Annotated in this window: 19 protein-coding genes; 2 read left to right on the top strand and 17 right to left on the bottom strand. The window is 73.8% G+C overall.

Annotated features, from left to right (window positions below; genetic code table 11):
• Positions 1-62: 62 nt before the first annotated feature.
• On the top strand, positions 63-512 hold the full coding sequence (locus tag DPM19_RS02900) for a VOC family protein (RefSeq protein ID WP_111863177.1): 450 nt from the start codon (positions 63-65) through the stop codon (positions 510-512).
• Between the two features lie 186 nt (positions 513-698).
• Here DPM19_RS02900 and DPM19_RS02895 read toward each other — a convergent pair whose 3' ends face one another.
• The 15 genes from DPM19_RS02895 to DPM19_RS02825 form a co-directional block, all read right to left on the bottom strand.
• The gene (locus DPM19_RS02895; protein ID WP_111863176.1) at positions 699-2,864 is read right to left on the bottom strand and encodes an MMPL family transporter; all 2,166 of its coding nucleotides are present in this window, start codon (positions 2,862-2,864) and stop codon (positions 699-701) included.
• A gap of 18 nt (positions 2,865-2,882) precedes the next feature.
• Positions 2,883-3,125: an ABC transporter permease family protein gene (locus DPM19_RS02890; protein ID WP_111863175.1), complete on the bottom strand. Its 243-nt coding sequence runs from the start codon at positions 3,123-3,125 to the stop codon at positions 2,883-2,885.
• 354 nt (positions 3,126-3,479) lie between these two features.
• Positions 3,480-4,148, bottom strand: a complete 669-nt coding sequence (locus tag DPM19_RS02885) for a response regulator transcription factor (protein ID WP_111863174.1) — start codon at positions 4,146-4,148, stop codon at positions 3,480-3,482.
• Entirely contained in the window at positions 4,145-5,290 is a 1,146-nt protein-coding gene (locus DPM19_RS02880; protein ID WP_111863173.1) for a sensor histidine kinase, read from the bottom strand. Before DPM19_RS02880 ends, DPM19_RS02885 begins: the two co-directional genes overlap by 4 nt.
• 166 nt (positions 5,291-5,456) lie before the next feature.
• Positions 5,457-5,750, bottom strand: coding sequence for a helix-turn-helix domain-containing protein (locus DPM19_RS37015; RefSeq protein ID WP_111863172.1), 294 nt, complete (start codon positions 5,748-5,750; stop codon positions 5,457-5,459).
• A 279-nt stretch (positions 5,751-6,029) separates the two neighbouring features.
• Positions 6,030-6,233 (bottom strand): hypothetical protein, encoded by a 204-nt coding sequence (locus DPM19_RS02870; RefSeq protein WP_146778722.1) that lies wholly within the window; start codon positions 6,231-6,233, stop codon positions 6,030-6,032.
• A 219-nt stretch (positions 6,234-6,452) separates the two neighbouring features.
• The gene (locus DPM19_RS02865; protein ID WP_111863170.1) at positions 6,453-7,613 is read right to left on the bottom strand and encodes a helix-turn-helix domain-containing protein; all 1,161 of its coding nucleotides are present in this window, start codon (positions 7,611-7,613) and stop codon (positions 6,453-6,455) included.
• A gap of 124 nt (positions 7,614-7,737) precedes the next feature.
• Positions 7,738-8,571, bottom strand: a complete 834-nt coding sequence (locus DPM19_RS02860) for a mycofactocin-coupled SDR family oxidoreductase (protein ID WP_111863169.1) — start codon at positions 8,569-8,571, stop codon at positions 7,738-7,740.
• A gap of 14 nt (positions 8,572-8,585) precedes the next feature.
• Positions 8,586-10,052 (bottom strand): aldehyde dehydrogenase family protein, encoded by a 1,467-nt coding sequence (locus tag DPM19_RS02855; RefSeq protein ID WP_111863168.1) that lies wholly within the window; start codon positions 10,050-10,052, stop codon positions 8,586-8,588.
• A gap of 50 nt (positions 10,053-10,102) precedes the next feature.
• The gene (locus tag DPM19_RS02850; protein WP_111863167.1) at positions 10,103-10,867 is read right to left on the bottom strand and encodes a carboxymuconolactone decarboxylase family protein; all 765 of its coding nucleotides are present in this window, start codon (positions 10,865-10,867) and stop codon (positions 10,103-10,105) included.
• Between the two features lie 191 nt (positions 10,868-11,058).
• The gene (locus tag DPM19_RS02845) at positions 11,059-13,539 is read right to left on the bottom strand and encodes a beta-glucosidase (RefSeq protein WP_111863166.1); all 2,481 of its coding nucleotides are present in this window, start codon (positions 13,537-13,539) and stop codon (positions 11,059-11,061) included.
• Between the two features lie 82 nt (positions 13,540-13,621).
• Positions 13,622-14,563 carry a hypothetical protein gene (locus DPM19_RS02840; protein ID WP_111863165.1) on the bottom strand — a complete coding sequence of 314 codons (942 nt, stop codon included), beginning with the start codon at positions 14,561-14,563 and terminating at the stop codon, positions 13,622-13,624.
• A gap of 110 nt (positions 14,564-14,673) precedes the next feature.
• A complete protein-coding gene (locus DPM19_RS02835) occupies positions 14,674-16,377 on the bottom strand; it encodes a sulfatase-like hydrolase/transferase (protein ID WP_199484795.1) in 1,704 nt (567 codons plus the stop codon).
• 98 nt (positions 16,378-16,475) lie between these two features.
• Positions 16,476-17,285 (bottom strand): inositol monophosphatase family protein, encoded by an 810-nt coding sequence (locus DPM19_RS02830; protein ID WP_111863163.1) that lies wholly within the window; start codon positions 17,283-17,285, stop codon positions 16,476-16,478.
• Positions 17,278-17,931 carry a GTP cyclohydrolase II gene (locus DPM19_RS02825; RefSeq protein WP_111863162.1) on the bottom strand — a complete coding sequence of 218 codons (654 nt, stop codon included), beginning with the start codon at positions 17,929-17,931 and terminating at the stop codon, positions 17,278-17,280. The genes DPM19_RS02830 and DPM19_RS02825 overlap by 8 nt, the downstream gene beginning before the upstream one ends.
• A 119-nt stretch (positions 17,932-18,050) precedes the next feature.
• Here DPM19_RS02825 and DPM19_RS02820 point away from each other — a divergent pair, with 119 nt between their 5' ends.
• The gene (locus DPM19_RS02820) at positions 18,051-18,779 is read left to right on the top strand and encodes a creatininase family protein (RefSeq protein ID WP_111863161.1); all 729 of its coding nucleotides are present in this window, start codon (positions 18,051-18,053) and stop codon (positions 18,777-18,779) included.
• Here the strand turns inward: DPM19_RS02820 and DPM19_RS02815 are convergent.
• Positions 18,726-19,706, bottom strand: a complete 981-nt coding sequence (locus tag DPM19_RS02815; protein ID WP_111863160.1) for a lysylphosphatidylglycerol synthase transmembrane domain-containing protein — start codon at positions 19,704-19,706, stop codon at positions 18,726-18,728. The genes DPM19_RS02820 and DPM19_RS02815 overlap by 54 nt on opposite strands.
• Entirely contained in the window at positions 19,703-20,542 is an 840-nt protein-coding gene (locus tag DPM19_RS02810; protein WP_111863159.1) for a class I SAM-dependent methyltransferase, read from the bottom strand. Before DPM19_RS02810 ends, DPM19_RS02815 begins: the two co-directional genes overlap by 4 nt.
• Position 20,543: the final 1 nt, after the last annotated feature.

The following is a 20,543-nucleotide window of genomic DNA, read 5'->3' as shown; positions in this document are numbered from 1 at the left end:
GTAACGTGCCTGGCAGATGGAGAACGCCGGCGGGACGTCCGCCGGCCGGAAAAGGAGCAACGATGTTGCGAGGTCTCACCACCGTCACCTTCTGGGCGGACGACGTCGCGGCGGCCCGGCGGTGGTACGCCGAGCTGCTGGGCGCCGACGCGTACTTCGAGCGCCGGGGACCGGACGGCCGGGTCGCGTACGCCGAGTTCCGCACCGGCGACTTCCAGCACGAGCTGGGCATCGCCGACCGCCGCTGGGCGCCCCCGGCCGCGGCGGGCGGGCCGGGCGGCGCCGTCGTGTACTGGCACGTGGACGACCTGCCGGCAGCCCACGCGAGGCTGCTGGACCTGGGCGCGAAGGAGTACGAGGCGATCACCGAACGCGGGCCGGGGTTCGTCACCGCCTCGGTGATCGACCCCTTCGGGAACGTCCTGGGCGTCATGTACAACCGGCACTACCTGGAGGTTCTGGAGCGGGCAGGGACCTTCGAGCTGCCGGAGATCGAGCCCGACGCGCAGTGAGCCGGAGCGGGCCCCGCCCCGGAGGGCGGGGCCCCGGCGGCCCCATGGATCAGGCGGGTATCGCTTCGCCCCGGCCCTGCTGGAGCGGGTGGCGATCGCGCTCCCCGCCCGGGCGAACCCCGCGGCGGGAGAAGCGGTCACCCATCGTGGACGAGCCCGCTCCCCCCGCTGGGCGGCCCTTGCGGGTCAGTCCTGGCCCGGCCGTTCCAGGGCCACCCGCGGCAGCCGCCGGGTCAGGGGCGCCGGCAGCCACCAGGCGCGGGCGCCGAGCAGTTGCATGGCGGCCGGCACGATCAGGCAGCGGATCACCACCGCGTCCAGCAGGACGGCCACCGCCAGTCCCAGGCCGAACTGCTGGAGCATGCGGCTGGGGCTCAGCACGAAGGCGGCGAACACCACGATCATGATGGCGGCGGCCGCCGTGATGACCTTGCCGGTCGCGGCCAGCCCCTCGCGGACGGCGTGCGAGGGGTCCCGGCTGTTCTCCCACTCCTCGTGGATCCGGGAGATCAGGAAGACCTCGTAGTCCATGGAGAGCCCGAAGACGATCGCAAAGATCATCACGGGGATGAACGCCTCGATCGGGCCGGGCTGCGCGCCGAACCAGCCGTTCTGGAACACCAGGGTGATCGCGCCCAGCGCGGCGGCGATGGACAGCAGGTTGAGCAGCGCGGCCTTGATCGGGATCAGCACCGAGCGGAAGACCACCATCAGCAGCAGCGCGGACAGCCCCACCACGATGGCGACGAACAGCGGCATCCGCGCCGAGACCGAGTCGGCGAAGTCCTGCGTGGCGGCGGTGGGCCCGCCGACCAGGTACGTCGCGCCGGTCCGCCGGCCCAGCTCCGGGAGCACGTCCTCGCGCAGGGAGTGCACCAGTTCGGTGGTGCCCTCGTCCTGCGGCGAGGTCTCGGGGAAGGCGATGACGGTGGACACCGCGCCGTCCCTGGTGGGCAGCGGCGGGGTGGTGGCGGCGATCCCGTCGGTTCGGCCCAGGACGGATCGCAGCTCCCGGGCGGCGGCCTGGTCGCCCTGGCTCACCACGACCAGCGGGCCGCTGAATCCGGGGCCGAACCCCTGCGCCAGCAGGTCGTAGGCCTGCCGGCCGGTCGAGGTCGGGGCGTCGTTACCGGCGTCGGCGAACCCCAGGCGCATGCCCAGCGCCGGGGCCGACAGGGCCAGCAGCGCCACGACGGCGACCAGCAGCGCGGCCAGCGGACGGCGTTGCACGCCCGCGGCCAGCGACCGCCACCGGCCGCCCTCCGTCCTGCCCTTGGCCTGCGCCTTGGCGGCGCGCTTGAGCACCTGCCGCTGGATGCGGCCGCCGAGGAGCGCCAGCAGCGCGGGCAGCAGGGTGAGCGAGGCCGCCATGGTGACCAGCACGGTCAGCGCCACCGCGAGCGCGACGCCCTGCAGCGACCCCAGGCCGAGGGCGACCAGGCCGAGCAGCGCGATGATCACGGTGCAGCCGGCGAAGAAGACCGTGCGGCCGGCCGCGTCCAGGGCGATGCGGGTCGCGGTCCGCGGGTCGGCGCCCCGGATGAGCTCGTGCCGGTGCCGGTAGAAGATCAGCAGGGCGTAGTCCACGCCGACGCCCAGCCCGACCAGCATCATGATCGGCGGGGTGAAGTCGGCGACGGTGAAGACGTGCGAGGCCATGGCAATCAGCCCGAGCGCTCCGCCCACCGCGAACAGCGCGGTGACCAGCGGCAGCGCCGCCGCCACCAGGGAGCCGAACAGCAGGACGAGGACGACCAGCGCCGCGAGCATGCCCGCGCCCTCGGCCCCGCCGCCCTCCGCCTCCTCGGCGCCGCGCACGGCGTCGCCGCCGAGCTCGACCCGCAGGCCGTCCCCGGCGGCCGCCTGCGCGGTATCCATGATCTTGACGACGTCCGGCTTCGGGACGTCCTCGGGCGTCCCGGTGAGGGTGACGGTGGCGTAGCCGATGGTGCGGTCCGCGGAGACGGCCGCGGCGTCGGCGAACGGGCTGCGCACGTCGGCGACGCTCGGCAGCCCGCGCACCGTGGCGAGCATCGGCTCGATGCGGTCGCGGGCGCCGGGCAGCCCCCGCCCGTCCTGGAAGACGATCTGCACGGTGCCGCCCGCCTGCAGGGACCCGTGCCGCTGCATCAGGTCGGCGGCGGCCTGGGAGTCGGTGCCGGGCAGCGAGAAGTCGTTGTGGTAGTCGCTGCCGGCCGCCTGGGAGCCGACCGTGATCGTCGCCACCACCACAACCCACAGGGCCAGGGCGGCCCAGCGGTGGCGTTGGGACCACCCCGCCAGGCGCCCGAACACGCCCGCGCGGGGCGGGGACGGGCGCGGTGGTGCGGGGGTGTCGCGCGTCGAAGACATGGATGACCGACCTCTGTTCTACGTTGGGGGACGGCGACCGGCGCGGTAGGCCCCGATCGCGGCGCCGAGCACGGCGCACAGCACCGGCACTCCGGCGAAGACGGCCAGCAGCGCGCCGTTGTGCTCCACGTCGAGCACGCGGTCGAGCGCGAAGGCGAAGAAGACGGCCACGGCCTCGGTCAGCAGGAAGCCCGCGGCTCCCCCGACCAGGAAGCCGAGCAGGGCCGCGGCAGCCTTGCCGGATGACGGTGATCCGCTCATGCCGCCAGCCTCGGGTTCCGGGACCCGCCGCAACATCGGCCTGCGGCTGTCACCCGCCCTACACCGCCGGTTGCGGCCGGGCCCGGCACCTACCCCACCGGTTGCGGACGAGCCGCCGGGGTGTCATCCCGCCGGTCCGGCAGCACGGGCCGCCAGTGCGATTCCGGCCGCCGCGCGTTCGGTGGTGCCGGGTTCCAGCGGCCGGCCGTGCCCTGTGCCCCGGCCGCCGCGCGTCCGGTGGTACCGGGTCCCAGCGGTCAGCCACGTCCCGTGCCCGGCCGCCGTGCGTCCGGTCGTGCCGGTCTCAGTGGTCGGCCGCGGCCTGTGCTCCGGCCGCTGGCCACGGGACAGGCGTCAGGGGGCCATCCAGCCGGGGCTGACCATGCCGGACTCGTAGGCCAGGACCACCAGTTGGGAGCGGTCGCGCACGTCCAGCTTGGTCATGATGTGGCTGACGTGGGTCTTGGCGGTGGCGGGACTGAGGACCAGCCGGGCGGCGATCTCGTCGTTGCTGAGCCCGGCGGCCACCAGCTGCATGACCTCGCGTTCCCGGGCGGTCAGGGCGTTCAGCCGCGGGTCGGCTCCGGGGGCTTGGACCCGGCCGGCGAACTCGGCGATCAGCCGGCGGGTGACCGAGGGGGTGATCAGCGCGTCGCCGCGGGCCGCGACCCGTACGGCGTGGATCAGTTCCGCCGGTTCGGTGTCCTTGAGCAGGAAGCCGGTGGCACCGGAGCGCAGCGCCCCGTAGACGTAGTCGTCCAGGTCGAAGGTGGTCAGGATGACGACCCTGACGTCGGTGAGCCGGGGGTCGGCGGTGATCTTCCGGGTGGCCTCCAGCCCGTCCGCGCCGGGCATCCGGATGTCCATCAGCACCACGTCGGGACGCAGCTCGCGGCAGGCGGCGAACGCCTCCCGCCCGTCGGCCGCCTGGCCGACCACCGTGATGTCGTCCTCGTCGTCGAGGATCGAGCGGAATCCGGCGCGGACCAGGCGCTGGTCGTCGGCCAGCAGCACGTTGATCATGGTGTGGGGGACGCTCCGTTCCGGTAGGGCAGCCGGGCCCGGACGGCGAAGCCGCCGCCCGGGCGGGGCGCCGCGGCCAGTTCGCCGCCCAGCGCGCGGGCGCGCTCGCTCATGCCGCGGATGCCGCTGCCGGGCGCGCCGGCACCGGCCGCCGGGCCGTCCCCGTCGTCGGTGACCTCGATGACGACCTCGCGCGACCGGTGCTCGACGCGGACGGTGGCCGTGGTGGCGCGGGCGTGCCGGGCCACGTTGGTCAGGGATTCCTGCACGATGCGGTAGCCGGCCAGGTCCACCTCGGTGGGCGGCGGCCCCGCCTCACCGGTGACCTCCGTGCGCACCGTGAGGCCCGCCGAGCGCGCCGCCCGGACCAGCTCGCCGATCCGCGCCAGCCCGGGCGCGGGCTCGGTGGGGGCCCGCTCGCCCGCCTCCCGCAGCACGCCGAGGGTCGCGCGCAGCTCGCGCAGCGCCTCCCGGCTGGACTCCTTGATCGCGGCGAGCGCCGTCGCGGCCTGCGCCGGGTCGCGCTCGATGCGGTGCAGCGCCGTCCCGGCCTGGACGTTGATCAGCGACATGTGGTGGCCGACCACGTCGTGCACCTCGCGGGCGATGCGCAGCCGCTCCTCCCCGATCGCGCGCCGCTCCACCTCGCGCGCGTACGCCAGGCGGCTGTGCCGCGCCCCGCCGAGGGCGACGATCGCCACCAGCCAGCCGGCCAGCATGAACAGCGCGACCTGGTTGAAGTCGGGGTTGCCGGCCAGCGTGCCGACGCCGACCCCGATCACCGCCAGCGCGGCGAGCGCGACAGCCGCCCGCGTCCGCCCCCGCGCCGCGGTCTCGTACAGCGCCGCGATGAACGCGATGATCAGCGGCCCGTCGTAGAAGCTGACGAGGTAGTAGAGCATCGACACCGCGAGCACGAAGGCCCCGACCGCCACCGGGCGGCGGCGGCTGAAGTACAGCGCCCCGCAGACGACCGCGATCAGCACCCAGCTGAGGGCGGTCACCGCCCAGGGCTCCGCCCGCGCGCCGATCAGCGAATGCACGCTGCCGACGGCCACCGGCACGAAGACACCGACCGCCAGGGCCACGTCTCCCGCCCGGCCGCGCGGCAGCCGGGGGCCGGGCCCCGTCCCACCAGCCATGCGACCAGCCTAGGCGCCGACCCAGGCTGCCCCCTCCTCCCCGCGTCGGACGGCGGCCGCAACCCCGGAGGTAGGTCCGGCTCCGCACCCGCAACCGGCGGGGTAGCGCGGCTGCCGCATCGGCTCCGCACAGGACACTCACTGGCCGCCACGGCACGCTGCGGAGTCACGACCCAACGCTCGGAGGCTCGTCGTATCCCGCCGGGGGCCAACCAGCGGGTGCGTCACAGCGTCGTCCGGTCGCGGAGTTGCCGGCGATGAGTTCGGCAGGCGGTACGGATAGAGCCCGCGACAGTTGTCCAATGATGATCAAAGAGACGGGTCTGCCGCGTTCAGCGTTCCGGATCGTGGTGACGTGGCGGCGGAGCCTGGCGGCGAGTTCGGCGGCGCTCAAGCCGGTCCCCTCGCGCAGTTCCTTGAGGCGTTTTCCGTTGGGAATCACTGTGGGAGTCGGGGGCATGAACGGTCCCTGGGCCTCTTCCTCATCGTCTGCGATCTCTGGTGGGTGTGCATTCCCGTTGAATCTTTGCAACGGGCCATGGCCACGTTTCCGCGTGCATGATCGCTTCGCGTAGCTCGCGAGGATTGATCGCCTCCACCAACCGGTTGCCGCTGCGCAGCGGCACCAGAGCCCACCACGCTCTGGTCGCTTCCCCGTACCAGGCCATCACCCCCGGGAACTGCCTTTGCAAAGTGCATATGACGGTCCTTCGAAGCTCCGCTTCCGGCGCCTCGGCACTCACGCATCCGTCTCCTGGACCAGCAGTGCCAGAACCCGCGTGATCCGCTCCGCCGCGGTCTCGATCTCGTCCGCCGGGCACAGCGGCTCCAGTTCGCCCGGGGCGTCACGGGTCGGGCCGGACCAGACCCAGTGCCACCACAGGGCGCCGCCCGCGTCGTCGCGGCGCAGGCAGGCGATGTCCTGGCGCAGGCCGGGGCTCATCATCTGTCCATACGGGTCGGATCCGTCCGGTTCTCCGGCCGGGTTCCGTACGGTGAGGGTCCCGCTCCGAGACAGGCGCGTAGTGAGACTACGGCTTTCCAGCACGGTGCTGAGTGCGTTGATCGCTGTCGCTGCGTCCATGCCCAGTAACGCTAAAAGTGCCTGTTCAGGCCAACAATGGCACTCTCAGCTCGACGCGACGGGAAGTGCCACCAGGAGTTACAAGGCCAAGTGGATGAAGTCCGCCAAATCGCGCATGTCGGGGGTGAGGGTACGCCGCCTGCCGATGATCTGGCCGAGGATGTCCCGGGCGTAGCGCTGGTTGACGATCCATTCCGGGGCGTCGTGCCGGATGTTCTGCAACAACTCGAAGGCGTGCGGGTACTGGCGCAGTTGGACCCGCGCTGCGGCAACGTCCAGCAGGTGGCGGTTGCGGTTGTTGGACGTCGGACGCAGGTCCCGGGCCGGGATCTTCTCGGCCATGTCGATCACACGGTCCGGACGGTCCTCCACCATCGCGTTCTCGGCTCGTTTCATCGCGACCGTCAGCGGCCCGAAGGCCCGCAGGAAGTCCCCGGCGGGCGAGTACTCGCCGCCCATGGCAACCGCGGCCGTGCGCGCCAGGCGGATGGCGTCCTCGGCCTCACCGGGCTGGTTGTCGCGCACCGCCGCCGTGCTCAGCCGCACCAGCAACCAGCCCCACGCCGACAGCTCCGCCATCGTCGCCCGCGACATCCGGGGCTCGACGTCATCGGCCCACCGCGACGCCAGCTCGATCGTGCCCCGCAGATCACCCTGGCGCATCCGCAGCCAGCACCAGGTGTTCACCACCGCCGCCCCATCCAACCGGTCCGGCGCCTCGTCCAGGGCCCGCCGCAACGCCAGCTCCGCCGAATCGAACTGCCGAGTCTGCGTCAGCAACCAGCCGGTGTGATGCAACACCCGGGAACGGACTGGACGCCCCTCCGCGCCCAGCGCATCCGCGTCACGCAGCAGGCCAGGCAGCACGCGCGACAGTTCCGCGTACTGGTCTCCGGAGAACAGCGGCATGGCGGAAGAAAGAACACCGGCAACACCCGCGATGGTCGGAGCCTCATCCGCACCATCGGCGGGGAGCCCCTTCAGCGCCGCCCGCACCGGCGACCACAGACCGGCTGGGGCCGTCTCGTCCACCGAGTCACCCCGCACGATCAGATCACTGGTCGGTACCCGCAGCGCCGTCGCGAGCCTGCGCAGGGTCTCCAGCCGTGTGTCCTCCCGCTCTCCCTGCTCCAACTTCCGCACCAGCGACAGGGAGATGCCCGAAAGCATGGCGAGTTCCCGCTGCGTCAGGCCCCGCCGCTTGCGCACCGCCCGGAGCCGCTCGCCCAGGTTCGCCATGCCGTCCAGGCTAAGCGCCGGCCGGCGCCCATGCCGGGAGTTCTCCCCGTTCCGGGCTTTCGCGGTTTGGTGTGCCTGCCGGCACCCGCTCCGGGCGGGTGCCGGCAGGCAGGTCACGGGTCGGTCAGCGGACGGCGAAGCCGGCGTCCAGTGGCCACTGGACGCCGGTGATGAACTTCGCCTCGTCGGAGACCAGGAACGCCACCGCGTTGGCGATGTCCTCGGCCTGGAGCATTTCGATCGGCAGGGCGTTCAGCATGCCGGAGATCCCGTTCTCCCCGCCCGCCGCGGCCTGCTCCATGAGCTGGGCCATGGCCTCGTTCTGCGTCATCCCGCTGACCACGCCGGTCGGGTGGATGGTGTTCACCCGGATCGACTCCGGTGCGAGTTCGAGGGCCAGGTTCTGCATCAGGCCGACGATGCCGCGCTTGGCCGCGGTGTAGGCGCAGCCGCTGGAGTTCAGGGAGGCGCTGCCCTTGAGCCCGGCCGTCGAGCTGGTGATGACGATCGAGCCGCCGCGGCCGCCCGCCCGCAGCGCCGGGACGGCGGCGCGCACGGTGTGGAACACGCCCGTGAGGTTGGTGTCGATCACGTCGTTCCAGTCGGCCAGGAAGTCGTCGGACTCCTCGCCCATCCGGATGATCCCGGCGTTGCAGATGATGATGTCCACCCGGCCGAACTCGGCGAGACCTTCCTGGAAGGCCGCCGACAGGCCGGCGTAGTCGCGGACGTCGGCCTTGCGGCCGACCATCCGGCGGCCCTCCTTCTCGACGAGGCTGATCGTCTCGGCGAGGTCGGCTTCCGAGGCGTTCGGGTAGGTCATCGTCTCGATGGGCGCGCAGATGTCGACGCCGATGATGTCGGCGCCCTCCCGGGCCAGCCGCACCGCGTGTGCGCGGCCCTGCCCGCGCGCCACCCCGGTGATGAACGCGACCCTGCCTTCGAGTCCCTTGGTCATGACTTCCTCCTCAACTACGCACCCATGGTGATGCGGGTGTTCTTGACCTGGCTGAACTCGTGCAGCCCCTCGATCCCGCCGAGCCGTCCGTAGCCGCTCTGCTTGTAGCCGCCGTAGGGCCCGCTCGGCTGGATGTCGCTGATCGTGTTGATCCAGACGGACCCGGCCTCCAGCCGGCGGGCCACCCGGTGGGCGCGCTCGAAGCTGGACGTGTGGGCGTACGCGACCAGGCCGAGGTCCGTGTCGTTGGCGATCGCCACCGCCTCGTCCTCGGTGTCGAAGGGCATCACCGACACCACCGGCCCGAAGGTCTCGATCCGGGCGAGGGGGCTGTCGTTCGGCACGTCCGCGAAGATCGTGGGCTCGATGTAGTAGCCGGCGGCGAGCTCGCCGCCGAGGCGGTCGCCGCCCGTGATCAGCTTGCCGGTGCCGTGCCGCACGGCGTCGCCGATCGCGCCCATGATGCGGTCCACCGCGGCCTGGCTGACCACCGGCCCCATCAGGGTGGCCGGGTCGAACGGGTCGCCGATGGGGGCCTGCCGGACGGCCTCGACCAGCCGCTCCTGGAATTCGGGATAGACGCTGCGCTCCACCAGGATGCGGCTGCCGCAGGCGCAGCTCTGGCCGGACTGGGTGAGCGGCCCCATGAAGGCCGCGATGCTCACCGCGCGGTCCAGGTCCGCGTCGGCGAACACCACGTTGGCCGACTTCCCGCCGAGCTCGAAGGACAGCGGTTTGAGCCCTTCGGCGGCCGCGACGGCGATCTTGCGGGCGGTCGCTCCGCTGCCGGTGAAGTGGAGCTTCCCCACCCCCGGATGCCGGACGAGCGCGTCACCGGCCGCCGGGCCGCCCGGGATGACGTTCACCAGGCCGGGCGGCAGGCCGACGCGCCGGCAGAGCTCGCCGAAGCGGACGGTGGCCAGCGGGGCGAGCTCCGGCGGCTTGATGACCACGGCGTTGCCCGCGGCGAGGGCGGGCGCGGCCGCCATCGCGATGCCCACGAGCGGGCCGTTCCAGGGGACGATCAGCCCGATGACCCCGTACGGCTCCCGCTCGATCATGTTCACGTCGTGGGACCCGCCGACCGGCGCGGTCTGGCCGGTGGCCTTGTCGACCCAGCCCGCGTAGTAGTCGAGGAAGCGGGCGAGCATCTGGCCCATGCCCGGGCTCATCGCGATGGGGACCCCGTAGTCGTGGACGCTGAGCGCGCCCAGCGTCTCCAGGTCGCCTTCCACGGCCCTGGCCAGGGCGAACATCAGGTCGCGACGGCGGTCGACCGGCATGGCCTGCCACTCGCGCTGGGCGGCGGCCGCGCTGCGCACCGCCGCGTCGACCTCCTGCGCGCCGGCCATCGGGATCGTCACGTTGACCTGGCCGGTCCCGGGGAAGATGTGGTCGTAGGTGCCGCCGGAGGCGTCGACGATCCGGTCGTCACCGATCAGCAGTGAAGCCGCGGCGTCCAGTACTGGGGTGGCCGTCATGGTCTGCCCATCCTTCGTTGGTTCTCGCTGGCCGGCCGGGGGTAGCGGGGTCAGCTTTCCGAGCGGTTCCACGCCTCGTCGGCGGTGCGGCGCAGCGCGTCGCCCTTGGCGAATCCCGAGTACGCCGAGAAGTGCAGGATGAGCTCGTCCATCTCCGCCTTGGAGATGTCGCCCGAGTGCAGGGCGGACCCGACATGGGCCATGATCGGCATTGGCGCGTCGCTCACGCCCACGCAGGCGACCGTGATGAACCGCCGGTCACGCCTGCTCAGGCCGGGTCGCTGCCACACGTGGCCGAAGACGTAGTTGATGATGCCCGCGTGGGAGTAGGGCGTGTCGGCCGCGGGCGCCCCGATGAGGTTGACCTCGGCGAACTCCTGGGCGCCCCGGGCCAGTCGCGCGTCCCAGTCGGCGAGACCGAGCGTGCCGTTGTCGAGTACCGGCCACGGGGCGATCTCTTCGCCGCGCTCCTGCCGGATGCGGGTCCACTGTGCGCGGATCACGCCTTCCAGATGGGACGCCTTGGGCCAGCCGCAGTACACGGCGAAGTGGAGGACGAGTTCGAGCATCTCCGCCAGCGTCAGGTCGCCGCTGTTGAGGGCCGCGTAGGCGTGCTCCTCGATGGGGTGCGGCGAGTCCGCCGCGGCCACGCAGGCCAGGGTGACGAGCCGCCGTTCCCGCCGCTCCAACCCGGGCCGCCGCCAGACGTGGCCGTACACGAAGTCGCGCCGGGCGAGGTCGAACGGGGTGGTCGGCTCGGGCGGATCGACTGTCATGACCTCGCGGAATGCCTGGTCGGTGGTGGCGATGGCCATGGGTCCTCCCTGGTAGCGGCATCGGTCGGGCAGCGATGGTCGAACGATGCGTCCGTGGGTCCTGCGGGGTGGTGGACGTCCGCTCACGGAACACCACACGGTAGATAGTTGTCAATGCATCGAAGTATTTCTCTCCACGGCAGTACCGCACGAGGTGATGCGGACCCGCGCGCAGGCGCGGTTCGGGCGGCCTAGGAGACGATCTCGCCGGGGACGATCTCGGCCGTCAGCGGGAGCGACGCCGACGACGGGCCGATCTCCAGCCGGAACGCGCCCGGCTCGACGACCCACCGGCCTGCCGCGCCGTCCCAGTGCTCGAAGGCACGCCGGCGCAGGATCACGGTCACGGCCGCCTCCTCGCCGGGGGCGGCGGCCACACCGGCGAACCCGGCCAGCCAGCGGCGGGGGCGCTCGACGGCCCCGTCCGGGCGGCTCGCGTACACCTGGACGACCTCCCGGCCCGGCCGCGTGCCGGTGTTGCGGACCCGCACCGTCACCCGCCCATCCGCCCCGGCGGCGGCCGAGACGTACCGCCAGGTCGTGTAGCCGAGGCCGTGACCGAAGGGGTAACGGGCCGCGACCTCGCCGCGGTACCCGACCCGCAACCCCTCGCGGTAGGCGAGCACCCCGGCGGCGGGCTCGACCATGGAGCGGTCGCCCTCGGCCGCCGGCCAGGTCGTCGGCAGCCGCCCGCCGGGCTCGGACCGGCCGAGCAGCACGTCGGCGAGCGCGTCGCCGAACTCCTGGCCGGGGAACCAGACCAGCAGGACCGCGGCGACCTCCTCGCTCCACGGCATCAGCACCGGGGCGCCGGAGTTGACCACGACGACCGTGCGGGGGTTGGCCGCGGCGACCGCGCGCACCAGGTCGTCCTGGCGGCCGGGCAGTGCCAGCGTCGCGCGGTCGTGGCCCTCGCTCTCGACCTCCTCGGTGGTGCCCACGACCACCACGGCGGCGTCGGCGCCGCGGGCCAGCTCCACCGCCTGGGCGATCTCCTCGTCGTCGGTGCCGTGCGGCGGCTCCAGGTTCAGTTGGAGGACCGCCGGGAGCAGCCCGATCGCCTCCAGCGTGATCGGGACGCTCTCCCCCGCCGCCAGCCGCACAGGCATGGTCCACTGCGGCGGCGCCTGCAGGTGCGCGACCACGTCGGCGTCGGGCGGCGGCGCCAGCACTGTGTCGCAGACCTCGCGCCCGGCCATGGTGCAGCGGTACCGGCCCAGCCCGGAGAAGCCGATCTCGTAGTCACCCGGCACGGTGGCCCGGATCAGCGCGCTCACCTCGACCGTCGCCACGTCGCGCCGGCGGACACCGGGAGGGGGCGCACCCAGCGCCCAGTGGTAGACGCCGGCGGTACGGTGCTCGGCCGCGAGCACCGTGCCGTCGGCGGCCAGGTAGCGGATCAGCGCGCCGGGGCCGGACCCGTCGGGCCGGACCAGCCAGGGGGACCGCGCGATCGGGGCGCGGGTGTGCGCGATGACGCCCTGGGTGTGGACGACCTCGGCGGCCCCGTCGAGCGCGGCGGCCAGGCCGTCCAGCGGGGACACCGCGTAGGGCGGGGACACGATGGCGCTGCCGCCGCCGAGCGTCCGGCCGACCCGGGCGTTCGGGCCCACGACGGCGACCCGGCGCACGGCGGCGGCCTCCAGCGGGAGCGCCGCGCCCTCGTTGCGGACCAGCACGAACCCGGCCGCAGCAGTGGCGCGCAGTTCCGCGGACACCCGCTCGGGCGGGTACTCCCCGTCCCGGGCGGGAACGCCTTCCTGGGCGGGAACGCCATCCTGGACAGGAGCGCCGTCCAGGGCGGGGGCACCGTCCAGGGCGCCCACCCGGGCCGCCAGCCGCAGGACACGGCGCACCTTGTCGTCCACGACGTGCTCGGCGACCCGGCCCGCGCGCACGGCCTCGACCAGCGCCGCGCCCCACGGCCCGCGGCCCGGCATGACCAGGTCGAGCGCGGCGTTCGCGGTGGCCTCGGTGGAGCGGGCGGCGTACCAGTCGGACATGACGACCCCGTCGAAGCCCCACTCCTCCTGCAGGACGCGCCGGAGCAGGGGGCTCTCGGTCATCGTGGCGCCGTTGACGCCGTTGTAGGCGGCCATCACCGCCCACGCGCCGCCCTCCCGGACGATCGCCTCGAACGGGGCCAGGTACAGCTCGCGCAGCGTGCGCTCGTCCACCTCGACGTCCAGGGTGAACCGCTCGGTCTCGGAGTCGTTGGCGACGAAATGCTTTACCGTCGCGCCGACTCCCCCGTCCTGCACGCCGCGCACGAACGCCACGCCGATCCGGGCGGTCAACAGCGGGTCCTCGCTGAAGCACTCGAAGTGCCGCCCGCCGTAGGGGGACCGGTGCAGGTTGACGGTCGGGGCGAGCAGGACGTCCACGCCCTTGCGCCGGGCCTCGGCGGCCAGCAGCCGGCCGACCGCCGCCACCCGTTCCTCGTCCCAGGTCGCGGCGAGCGCGGTGGGCGACGGCACGTTCGCCGAGGGGACGCGCTCGTCCAGGACCTCGCCGCGCACCCCCGCCGGGCCGTCGGAGAGGACCATCCTGCGCAGCCCGCAGGCGGGTTCGGCGTGCAGTGACCAGGGGTCGGCGCCGCTCAGCAGCCGGACCTTCTGCTCCAGGGAGAGCGCGGCGACGCGCGCTTCGAGGTCGGCCATCGACTGGGGCATGGTCTTCTCCAATGCCGGTCGCGGGGGCGCGCCACCGGGCCGATTCTAGGCCGCGCCGGGATCGCGGAGAAGTGCTCGCGGATCAGTGGCCGTGACCGTCGTCCTCGTGGCCGCCGGCGGGTTCGGCGGGCACCTTGGCCGGGCCGGCGACGGCGGTGAACTCGGCGGTGCGGACCTTGCCCCGATGCTGGAAGTCCAGGTAGAGGCGGTAGGCGCCGGTGCTGGGCACTTCGGCGTAGAAGGTGATCTGCGGTCCCGGGCGGGTCCTGCCGTCGCCGGGCTCGCCGTCGGGGTGGACGTGCAGGTAGGCCAGGTCGCCCGAGCGCAGCGCCACCAGGTGGCCGTAGGCCTCCAGGTAGGGCTCCAGGTCCGTGACGGGTGCGCCGTTCCTGCTGACGGTGAGGGTCAACTTGCTCGTGCGGCCCGGGACGAGGGCGCCGTCGAGCTTCACCTCGTAGTCACCCACCCGCGCGGCCCGCTCCGCTTTCGGCAGCGGCTCCGGCTCGAGGTCGCCCGGCGCCGACACGTCCATGCCCAGGGTGAGCTGTTCCTTGACGCCCGCGGGCTGCAGGTCGGTGAACACCCGGTAGGTCCCCGGCTCCGGCAGGGTCAGCGGCACGGTCCACGTCCCGTTCCCGGCTTCGGTCGGGTGCAGGTGCTGGAATCCCGACAGGTCCCGGCGGGCCACGATGAAGTGCAGCTTCTTGCCGTGGATGGTGGTGTACCGGGTGACCGGCCTGCCGTCGGGGCCGGTCACGCTGAACCGGAAGTCGGTCCGCCGGTCCGCCCGCACCGTGGTGGTCTCGGGGACGAGCGTGTACCCGTCCTGCGAGATCTGTAGCCCGCCGGGAACGACCGGCCCCGCCGGAGCGGTACCGCCGTCCCCGCCGTGCGCGGCGTGTCCGGCGGGTTCGTCGCCGCCGGTGGCGCCCAACGGTCCGGCCCACTGGCCGATCGCCAGCGATCCACCGAAGACGACGGCCAGCCCCGCACCGTAGATCCAGGGTCGGGTCAAGGTGTTCACTTCAGTCGGCCCTTCACTCCATAAATACCCTGAGGGGGTATCTTACGGAGTCGATACTGCCATGCCGTGAGCACGCTAACAACCCTTACCCCCTATAGGTATCTACCCCTTCACCGCTGCGGGGCGGGCCGCGAGCCGAAGGCGGCCAGGAAGCGGTCGCGGAAGGCGTCCATCCGCCAGACCGGGGCGCGCCGGCCGGGTTTCAGGCCCTCGTGCCAGCCCCAGCCGGAGATCCGGTCGAGCACGGCCCGGTCGCGGGCGACGATCGTGATCGGGACGTCCCGGCTGGCGTCCTGGCCGGTGACGAGCGGGGCGGGCTGGTGGTCGCCGAGGAAGACGAGCACGAGGTCGTCGTCGCCGTAGGTCTCCACGTAGGAGAGGAGGGCGCTCAGGGAGTACTCGATGGAGCCCCGGTAGGCGGTACGCATCCGGCCGGGGTCGCGCAGCGCGTCCCCCCACCGGCCGGCGGACGCGGCGGCGGCGGCGAAGGCCGCCCCGTCGCCGGCCCGGTCCCAGGGGATGAGCCGGGGGGTCGGTGTCCACGGCGAGTGGCTGGAGACCAGGGCGATCTCCCCCATCACCGGGGCGTGGTCCGGCGCCGCGCGCTCGGTCCGCTGGAAGAACGACAGGGAGTACTGGTCGGGCGGGGTGCCCCAGTTGAAGGGCGGGCCGTGGTACTTCAGGTCCGGCTGGTTGTAGACCCGGTCGTGGCCGTAGAACGCCCCCTCCGGCCATGCCTTGGTGTTGCCCGGCATGACGGCGACCGTCCGCCAGCCGGCCCGCCCGAAGGCGCGGGTGAGGGTGAACCGGTCGGTGCCCAGCAGGTCGTGGTGGCGCTGCTGGTCGTCGACCCACACGCCCGAAAGCAGCGTGGCATGGGCGAGCCAGCTCCCGCCACCCGCCGTCGGCGAGGTGAGGAAGGCGCTGCGGGAGGCGTACCCGGCGGCGCGCAGCCGGCGGTCCGCCGCGTCGAGCACCGCGCCCACCTGCGGCGCGAACCGCGGATCCTCGATCGCGTCGCGCCCGTAGCTCTCAACGAACGAGAACAGGACGTCCTTGCCGCGCAGCGCGGTCAGCAGTTCCGGGCCCGGGGTGGTGCGGAAGGCGTCGTGGGTGACCTGCTCGGTGAACAGCCGATGCCCCTGCAGGTCGTCGCGCACCTGGAGGGCGCGGTCGAGGGCGACGGCGGCGACCGGGGTGCCCGGGACGAGTTGCGCGCCGAACACGGCGCAGGCCGCCCAGACGGCTCCGAGCACCGCGACGGAGCGGGCGGCCACCACGGTGTGCCGGGCCGCGAGCCGGGTCAGCCGCAGGACCGACAGCATGGTGAGGCCGATCACGGCGACGATGAGGAGCACGACCGCGACCACCACGGTGATCGCGGCGGGCCGGCCGAACGACTCGCTGAGGAACCCCACGCCGGCGCTGATGAAGGGCCGGTCCGACGCCGGGCGGAACGCCCGGTCGAGGGTCGCCTGGAAACCCAGGTCGACGACCTTCACCACGGCCAGCAGGCCGAAGAGCGCCCCGACGAGCAGCGCCGCCACCCGTCTCCTGCGCGCCGGCAGGACGAGGACGAGGGCGACGCAGAGCAGCCCCTCCAGCGGGACGCGCACGAACGCCCCCGGCCCGTAGCGGCTGAGCTCGCTCGGGGCGACGAGCGCGAACAGCACGGGCAGGCAGGCCAGGGCCGTGACCGCCCATGCCCCGACGGGACGCTTCGGGCGCCCGCCGGCGCCGTCCGCACCGCCCGCGTCGTCGGTGGCCGGGGCGTCCACGGCCGGTGGTCGGGGAGAGCGGGTGAGGAACGACAATGCGGGGACCCCTCAGTTGCGGACCTGATGCGACGCCGGCCGGGATCGGCGTCACCTGTGTATACGGCCGATCGCCGGCGACGGTTCGGCCCGGGCCGTCAAGCGTCCCGGTGCGCCTCCCGCAGGACCTCCAGAACGGCCTCCCGCAGCCCGGCGCACACGGCGACGGTGGCGGACGAGCCGACGACGTGCTCGGTGCCGTCCTGATCGAGCACCAGGCCGCCGGCCTCGCGCACCAGGAGCGCCCCGGCCATGGTGTCCCAGGGCAGGTTCGCCAGGCTGATCGACGCGTCGAGCCGGCCCTCCGCGACCCACGCCAGGTCGATCGCGGCGGTCCCGATCATCCGGATCCGCTGGGCGCGGGCGCCCAGCCGGGTCAGCAGCGCGATCCGGACCCGGTTCTTGGCGTCCGCGCCGGCGCCGACGGCGAAGTCGCCGATCGAGATCACCGCCTCCGGGAGCGTCCCGACCCCGGACGCGCGGATGCGCTCCTCACCCGCGTACGCCCCCCGCCCGGCCACCGCGGTGTAGCCGGTCCGGAGGAACGGCAGGTCGATGGCGGCCAGCACGCCGCGGTCGCCCGACACCAGGGCGAGGGACACCGCGTTCAGCGGGATGCCGCGGGCCAGGTTCGCCGTACCGTCGACCGGATCGAGGACCCACCACGGCGCGCCGCCGGCGGGACCGGTGCGCCCGTGCTCCTCGCCGAGGAAACCGATCTCCGGGGTCTCCCGGGCCAGGAAGTCGCGCACCGCCTCCTCGACGGCGAGGTCGATGTCGGTCACCATGTCGCGGTCGCCCTTGGCCGCGACCGAGTCCGGCACCCGGGACAGGATGATCCGGCGCGCCCGCGCCACGGCCTCCCGCGCGACGGGCAGCAGCCGGCCGTACCCGGTCGTGTCACTCACCGGCGGCGCCGAACCCGCTGCGGGAGTGCGCGTCGAGATGCGGCAGCTCGTGCCCGAGCCGGTCGCGCTTGGCGGTCAGGTACCGGATGCTGTGGTCGTTGGCCTGCACGAGGAGCGGCACCCGGGCCTGCACCGCGATCCCGTGCGCCTCGAGCGCGCGCACCTTGTCGTTGTTGTTGGACATCAGCCTGATCGAGCCGACCCGCAGGTACTTCAGCACCCGGGCCGCCGGGCCGAAGTCCCGGACGTCCACCGGCAGCCCGAGGACGGTCGCCGAGTCGACGGTGTCCAGCCCCTCCTCGTCCTGCAGCACGTGCGTGCGCACCTTGGCGACCAGGCCGATGCCGCGGCCCTCGTGCCCGCGCAGGTACACCAGGACGCCGCTGCCCTCGCGGACGATCTCGTCGAGCGCGGCGTCGAGCTGGTCGCCGCACTCGCAGCGCAGCGCGGCGAAGATGTCGCCCGTCGCGCACTCGGAGTGCACCCGGACGAGGACGCCGTCCCGCTTCCCGATCTCGCCGCGGACGAGGGCGAGATGCTCATGCCCGTCGACGGGGTCCCGGAAGGCGACGGTGCGGAAGGTGCCGCGGCGGGTCACCAGGTCGGCTTCGGCGATGTCGTCCAGCGGGATGTCATGATCATGCATCGGTCGCTCCTCCTCAGCTCCATACTCACCAGACTTCGTCCATGGTTCGTCCGGGGGTTCGTCCCGGGCGGATCCGCGCCGGTTGCGCGGCGGCGCGCGGAGGCGGAGGGTGGCGAGCCATGAACGACTCCGCCGGCTTCCTGCCGCTGGGCACGGCCGCCGAGGAGCGCGACCCGCGCTCCGGCGTGGCGCTGCTCCCGATCGGCTCCCACGAGCAGCACGGGCCCTTCCTCCCGCTCGCCACCGACACGGTCGTCGCGTGCACGATCACCGCGGCGCTCGCCGCGGCCTACCCCGTGGTGCGCCTGCCCCCGGTCACGATCTCCTGCTCCCACGAGCACGCGGCCTGGCCGGGGACGGTCAGCATCTCCGCCACCACGCTGTACGCCATCGTGCGGGACGTGGCCGGCTCGCTGCGCGGATCCGGTGCCGCCGGGCTCGTCCTGGTCAACGGGCACGGCGGGAACTACGTGCTGGGCAACGTCGTCCAGGAGTCCGCCGGGAGCGGGTTCCCCGTGGCGCTCTTCCCGGGGCCCGCGGACTGGGAGGCGGCGCAGGCGGCGGCCGGCATGGAGACCTCCGCCTGGAGCGACATGCACGCGGGTGAGCTGGAGACGTCCCTGCTCCTGCACGCCCACCCGCACCTGGTCAGGCCCGGTTACGAGGCGGGCGACCACCTCGCCGACGACCGCCGGCACCTGCTCACGCTCGGCATGGCGGCCTACACCCGGTCGGGGGTCGTGGGCAGGCCGTCCCGGGCCTCGGCGCGTAAGGGGAAGGATGTTCTCGACCACCTAGTGAGCTCGTTCGCCGACTACCTGGCCGTCCTCGGCGGCGCCGGCCGTTAGCGCGGACCGGCGGCGGAACACCAGCACGGCGGCGCCGGGCAGGGCGGCGACGAAGGTCAGCACCCCGTAGATCACCGCGGTGGTGAGCCCCTGCTCGGCGCCCAGCCCCGCGGCGCCGAACGCCACGGCGGAGAACGCCTCCCGCGGCCCCCACCCGCCGACGTTCAGCGGCAGCGCCATCGCCAGCAGCGCCAGCAGCATCAGCGGCAGCAGCCGCCCGGCCGGCGCCGTCGCGCCCGCGGTGCGCGCGGCGACCAGGAACAGCGCGAGGTAGCCGAGCAGCGCCCCGGCGGACAGCACCAGGACCCCCGGCCAGGTATTCCGGGCGAGCAGGCCTCGGCGGGTGTCGGCGGCGACGGTCGCGACCGCGCCGTGCCACCGGGGCCACTTCGCGGCGATCAGCCCCCGCCAGGCGCACACCGCGGCCACCGCGGCGAGCACGGCCAGCACGGCGGCCGCGGCCCCCAGCCCCCGGCCCGGGTCGCCCACCACCGCGCCGGCCAGCGCGGGGTGCGCGAGGAGCACCAGCACCCCGGCGGCGACGAGGACCGCCTGGCCGCCGGCCCGTTCCAGCACCACGGCGCGGACGCCGCGGCCGAGGTCGCCGGCGCGCCTGCCGTGATGCACCGCCCGGTGGGCGTCGCCGAGCACACCGGCGGGCAGGACGGCGTTGAGGAACAGCGCCTGGTAGTAGTCGGCCAGGGCGGTGCCCGGCGGCAGCGGGAGCCCCAGCCGGCGGGCCACCAGCCACCAGCGCCAGACGCTGAACGCAGTGGTCAGCAGCCCGATCGCGAGCGCGGCCAGGATCGCCCGGCCGTCCACCAGCCGCAGCCCATCCGCGAACGCCCCGGTGCCGAGCCGCCAGGCGAGCACGAGGAGGATCGCCACCCCCGCGAGCAGCTGCAGCCAGGCCCGGGTCCGCGTCATCGGCGGCCCCCGGGCAGCGCGAGCACGTCATCGTGGTGGACCACGACCAGCAGCGTGCCCGCCGCGCACTCGTCCAGCCGGCGCCGCAGGTAGTCCCGCGCCCGCGGGACGAGGTCCGGCCGCTGCTCGCAGGCCGCGCCGACCCAGCCGCGCAGCCACTCCGCGGTCAGCGCGGCCTGGTCGGCGCCGAGCCGCCACGGGCTGGGCCGGACCTGGACCCGCGCCCCGCGGTGCGCGAAGACCGCCGCCGTGACGACGGCGGCGTCCGGGCCGAGCAGCCGGCGGCCCCCGGTCACCCGGCGCTGGTGGTCGTCGAAGGCGGCGGCGATCTCGGTGTCGAGCGGGTCGGCCGGGTGGAGTTCGACCCGGCCCGCCACCGAGATGGTCAGCAGGACGGCGCAGCGGGCCCGGGTGCAGGCCTCGGCGAGCCCGTTCACCTCGTCGGCGGTGAGCAGGTCCAGCAGCGCGGAGGCGGTCACCAGCGAGGTCCCGGCGAGCTGCCCGGGGTCGAGCCGGGTGATGTCCCGGCGCTCGGCCACCGTCGTGACCGGGCTGCCGTCGCCCGTGGGGCCGTTGATCCCGGCGGCGGCCCGGGCCAGCAGCGCGGGGTCCCGGTCGTGCAGGATCCAGCACTGCGGGCCGGGCAGCCGGCGGGCCAGCCAGCGGCCCATGGAGCCGGTGCCGCAGCCGAGGTCGCGGATGACCAGGCCGCCGCCGGGCGACGGGGCGTCCGCCAGGTGGGCGCGCAGCGGGTCGAGCAGTTCCCGGGCGCGGGCCGCGGCGTCGGCGCTCTCCCGCAGCGCCAGCCATTCCGGGGTGAATTCGGCGGTGTCCATG

Origin of the sequence: Actinomadura craniellae, assembly GCF_003289645.1 — a bacterium.
Taxonomy (GTDB): domain Bacteria; phylum Actinomycetota; class Actinomycetes; order Streptosporangiales; family Streptosporangiaceae; genus Actinomadura_D; species Actinomadura_D craniellae.
Note: the sequence above shows the minus strand (reverse complement) of the source record. Positions and strands in the feature narration are given on the sequence as shown.

Coding starts and splice junctions, on each gene's coding strand:
- DPM19_RS02820 (WP_111863161.1), top strand. CDS start 18,051: ATGAACGACTCCGCCGGCTTCCTGCCGCTGGGCACGGCCGCCGAGGAG.
- DPM19_RS02870 (WP_146778722.1), bottom strand. CDS start 6,233: ATGAGCCCCGGCCTGCGCCAGGACATCGCCTGCCTGCGCCGCGACGAC.
- DPM19_RS02815 (WP_111863160.1), bottom strand. CDS start 19,706: ATGACGCGGACCCGGGCCTGGCTGCAGCTGCTCGCGGGGGTGGCGATC.
- DPM19_RS02860 (WP_111863169.1), bottom strand. CDS start 8,571: ATGACCAAGGGACTCGAAGGCAGGGTCGCGTTCATCACCGGGGTGGCG.
- DPM19_RS37015 (WP_111863172.1), bottom strand. CDS start 5,750: ATGCCCCCGACTCCCACAGTGATTCCCAACGGAAAACGCCTCAAGGAA.
- DPM19_RS02900 (WP_111863177.1), top strand. CDS start 63: ATGTTGCGAGGTCTCACCACCGTCACCTTCTGGGCGGACGACGTCGCG.
- DPM19_RS02885 (WP_111863174.1), bottom strand. CDS start 4,148: ATGATCAACGTGCTGCTGGCCGACGACCAGCGCCTGGTCCGCGCCGGA.
- DPM19_RS02810 (WP_111863159.1), bottom strand. CDS start 20,542: ATGGACACCGCCGAATTCACCCCGGAATGGCTGGCGCTGCGGGAGAGC.
- DPM19_RS02865 (WP_111863170.1), bottom strand. CDS start 7,613: ATGGCGAACCTGGGCGAGCGGCTCCGGGCGGTGCGCAAGCGGCGGGGC.
- DPM19_RS02855 (WP_111863168.1), bottom strand. CDS start 10,052: ATGACGGCCACCCCAGTACTGGACGCCGCGGCTTCACTGCTGATCGGT.
- DPM19_RS02890 (WP_111863175.1), bottom strand. CDS start 3,125: ATGAGCGGATCACCGTCATCCGGCAAGGCTGCCGCGGCCCTGCTCGGC.
- DPM19_RS02895 (WP_111863176.1), bottom strand. CDS start 2,864: ATGTCTTCGACGCGCGACACCCCCGCACCACCGCGCCCGTCCCCGCCC.
- DPM19_RS02845 (WP_111863166.1), bottom strand. CDS start 13,539: ATGCCCCAGTCGATGGCCGACCTCGAAGCGCGCGTCGCCGCGCTCTCC.
- DPM19_RS02825 (WP_111863162.1), bottom strand. CDS start 17,931: ATGCATGATCATGACATCCCGCTGGACGACATCGCCGAAGCCGACCTG.
- DPM19_RS02880 (WP_111863173.1), bottom strand. CDS start 5,290: ATGGCTGGTGGGACGGGGCCCGGCCCCCGGCTGCCGCGCGGCCGGGCG.
- DPM19_RS02850 (WP_111863167.1), bottom strand. CDS start 10,867: ATGGCCATCGCCACCACCGACCAGGCATTCCGCGAGGTCATGACAGTC.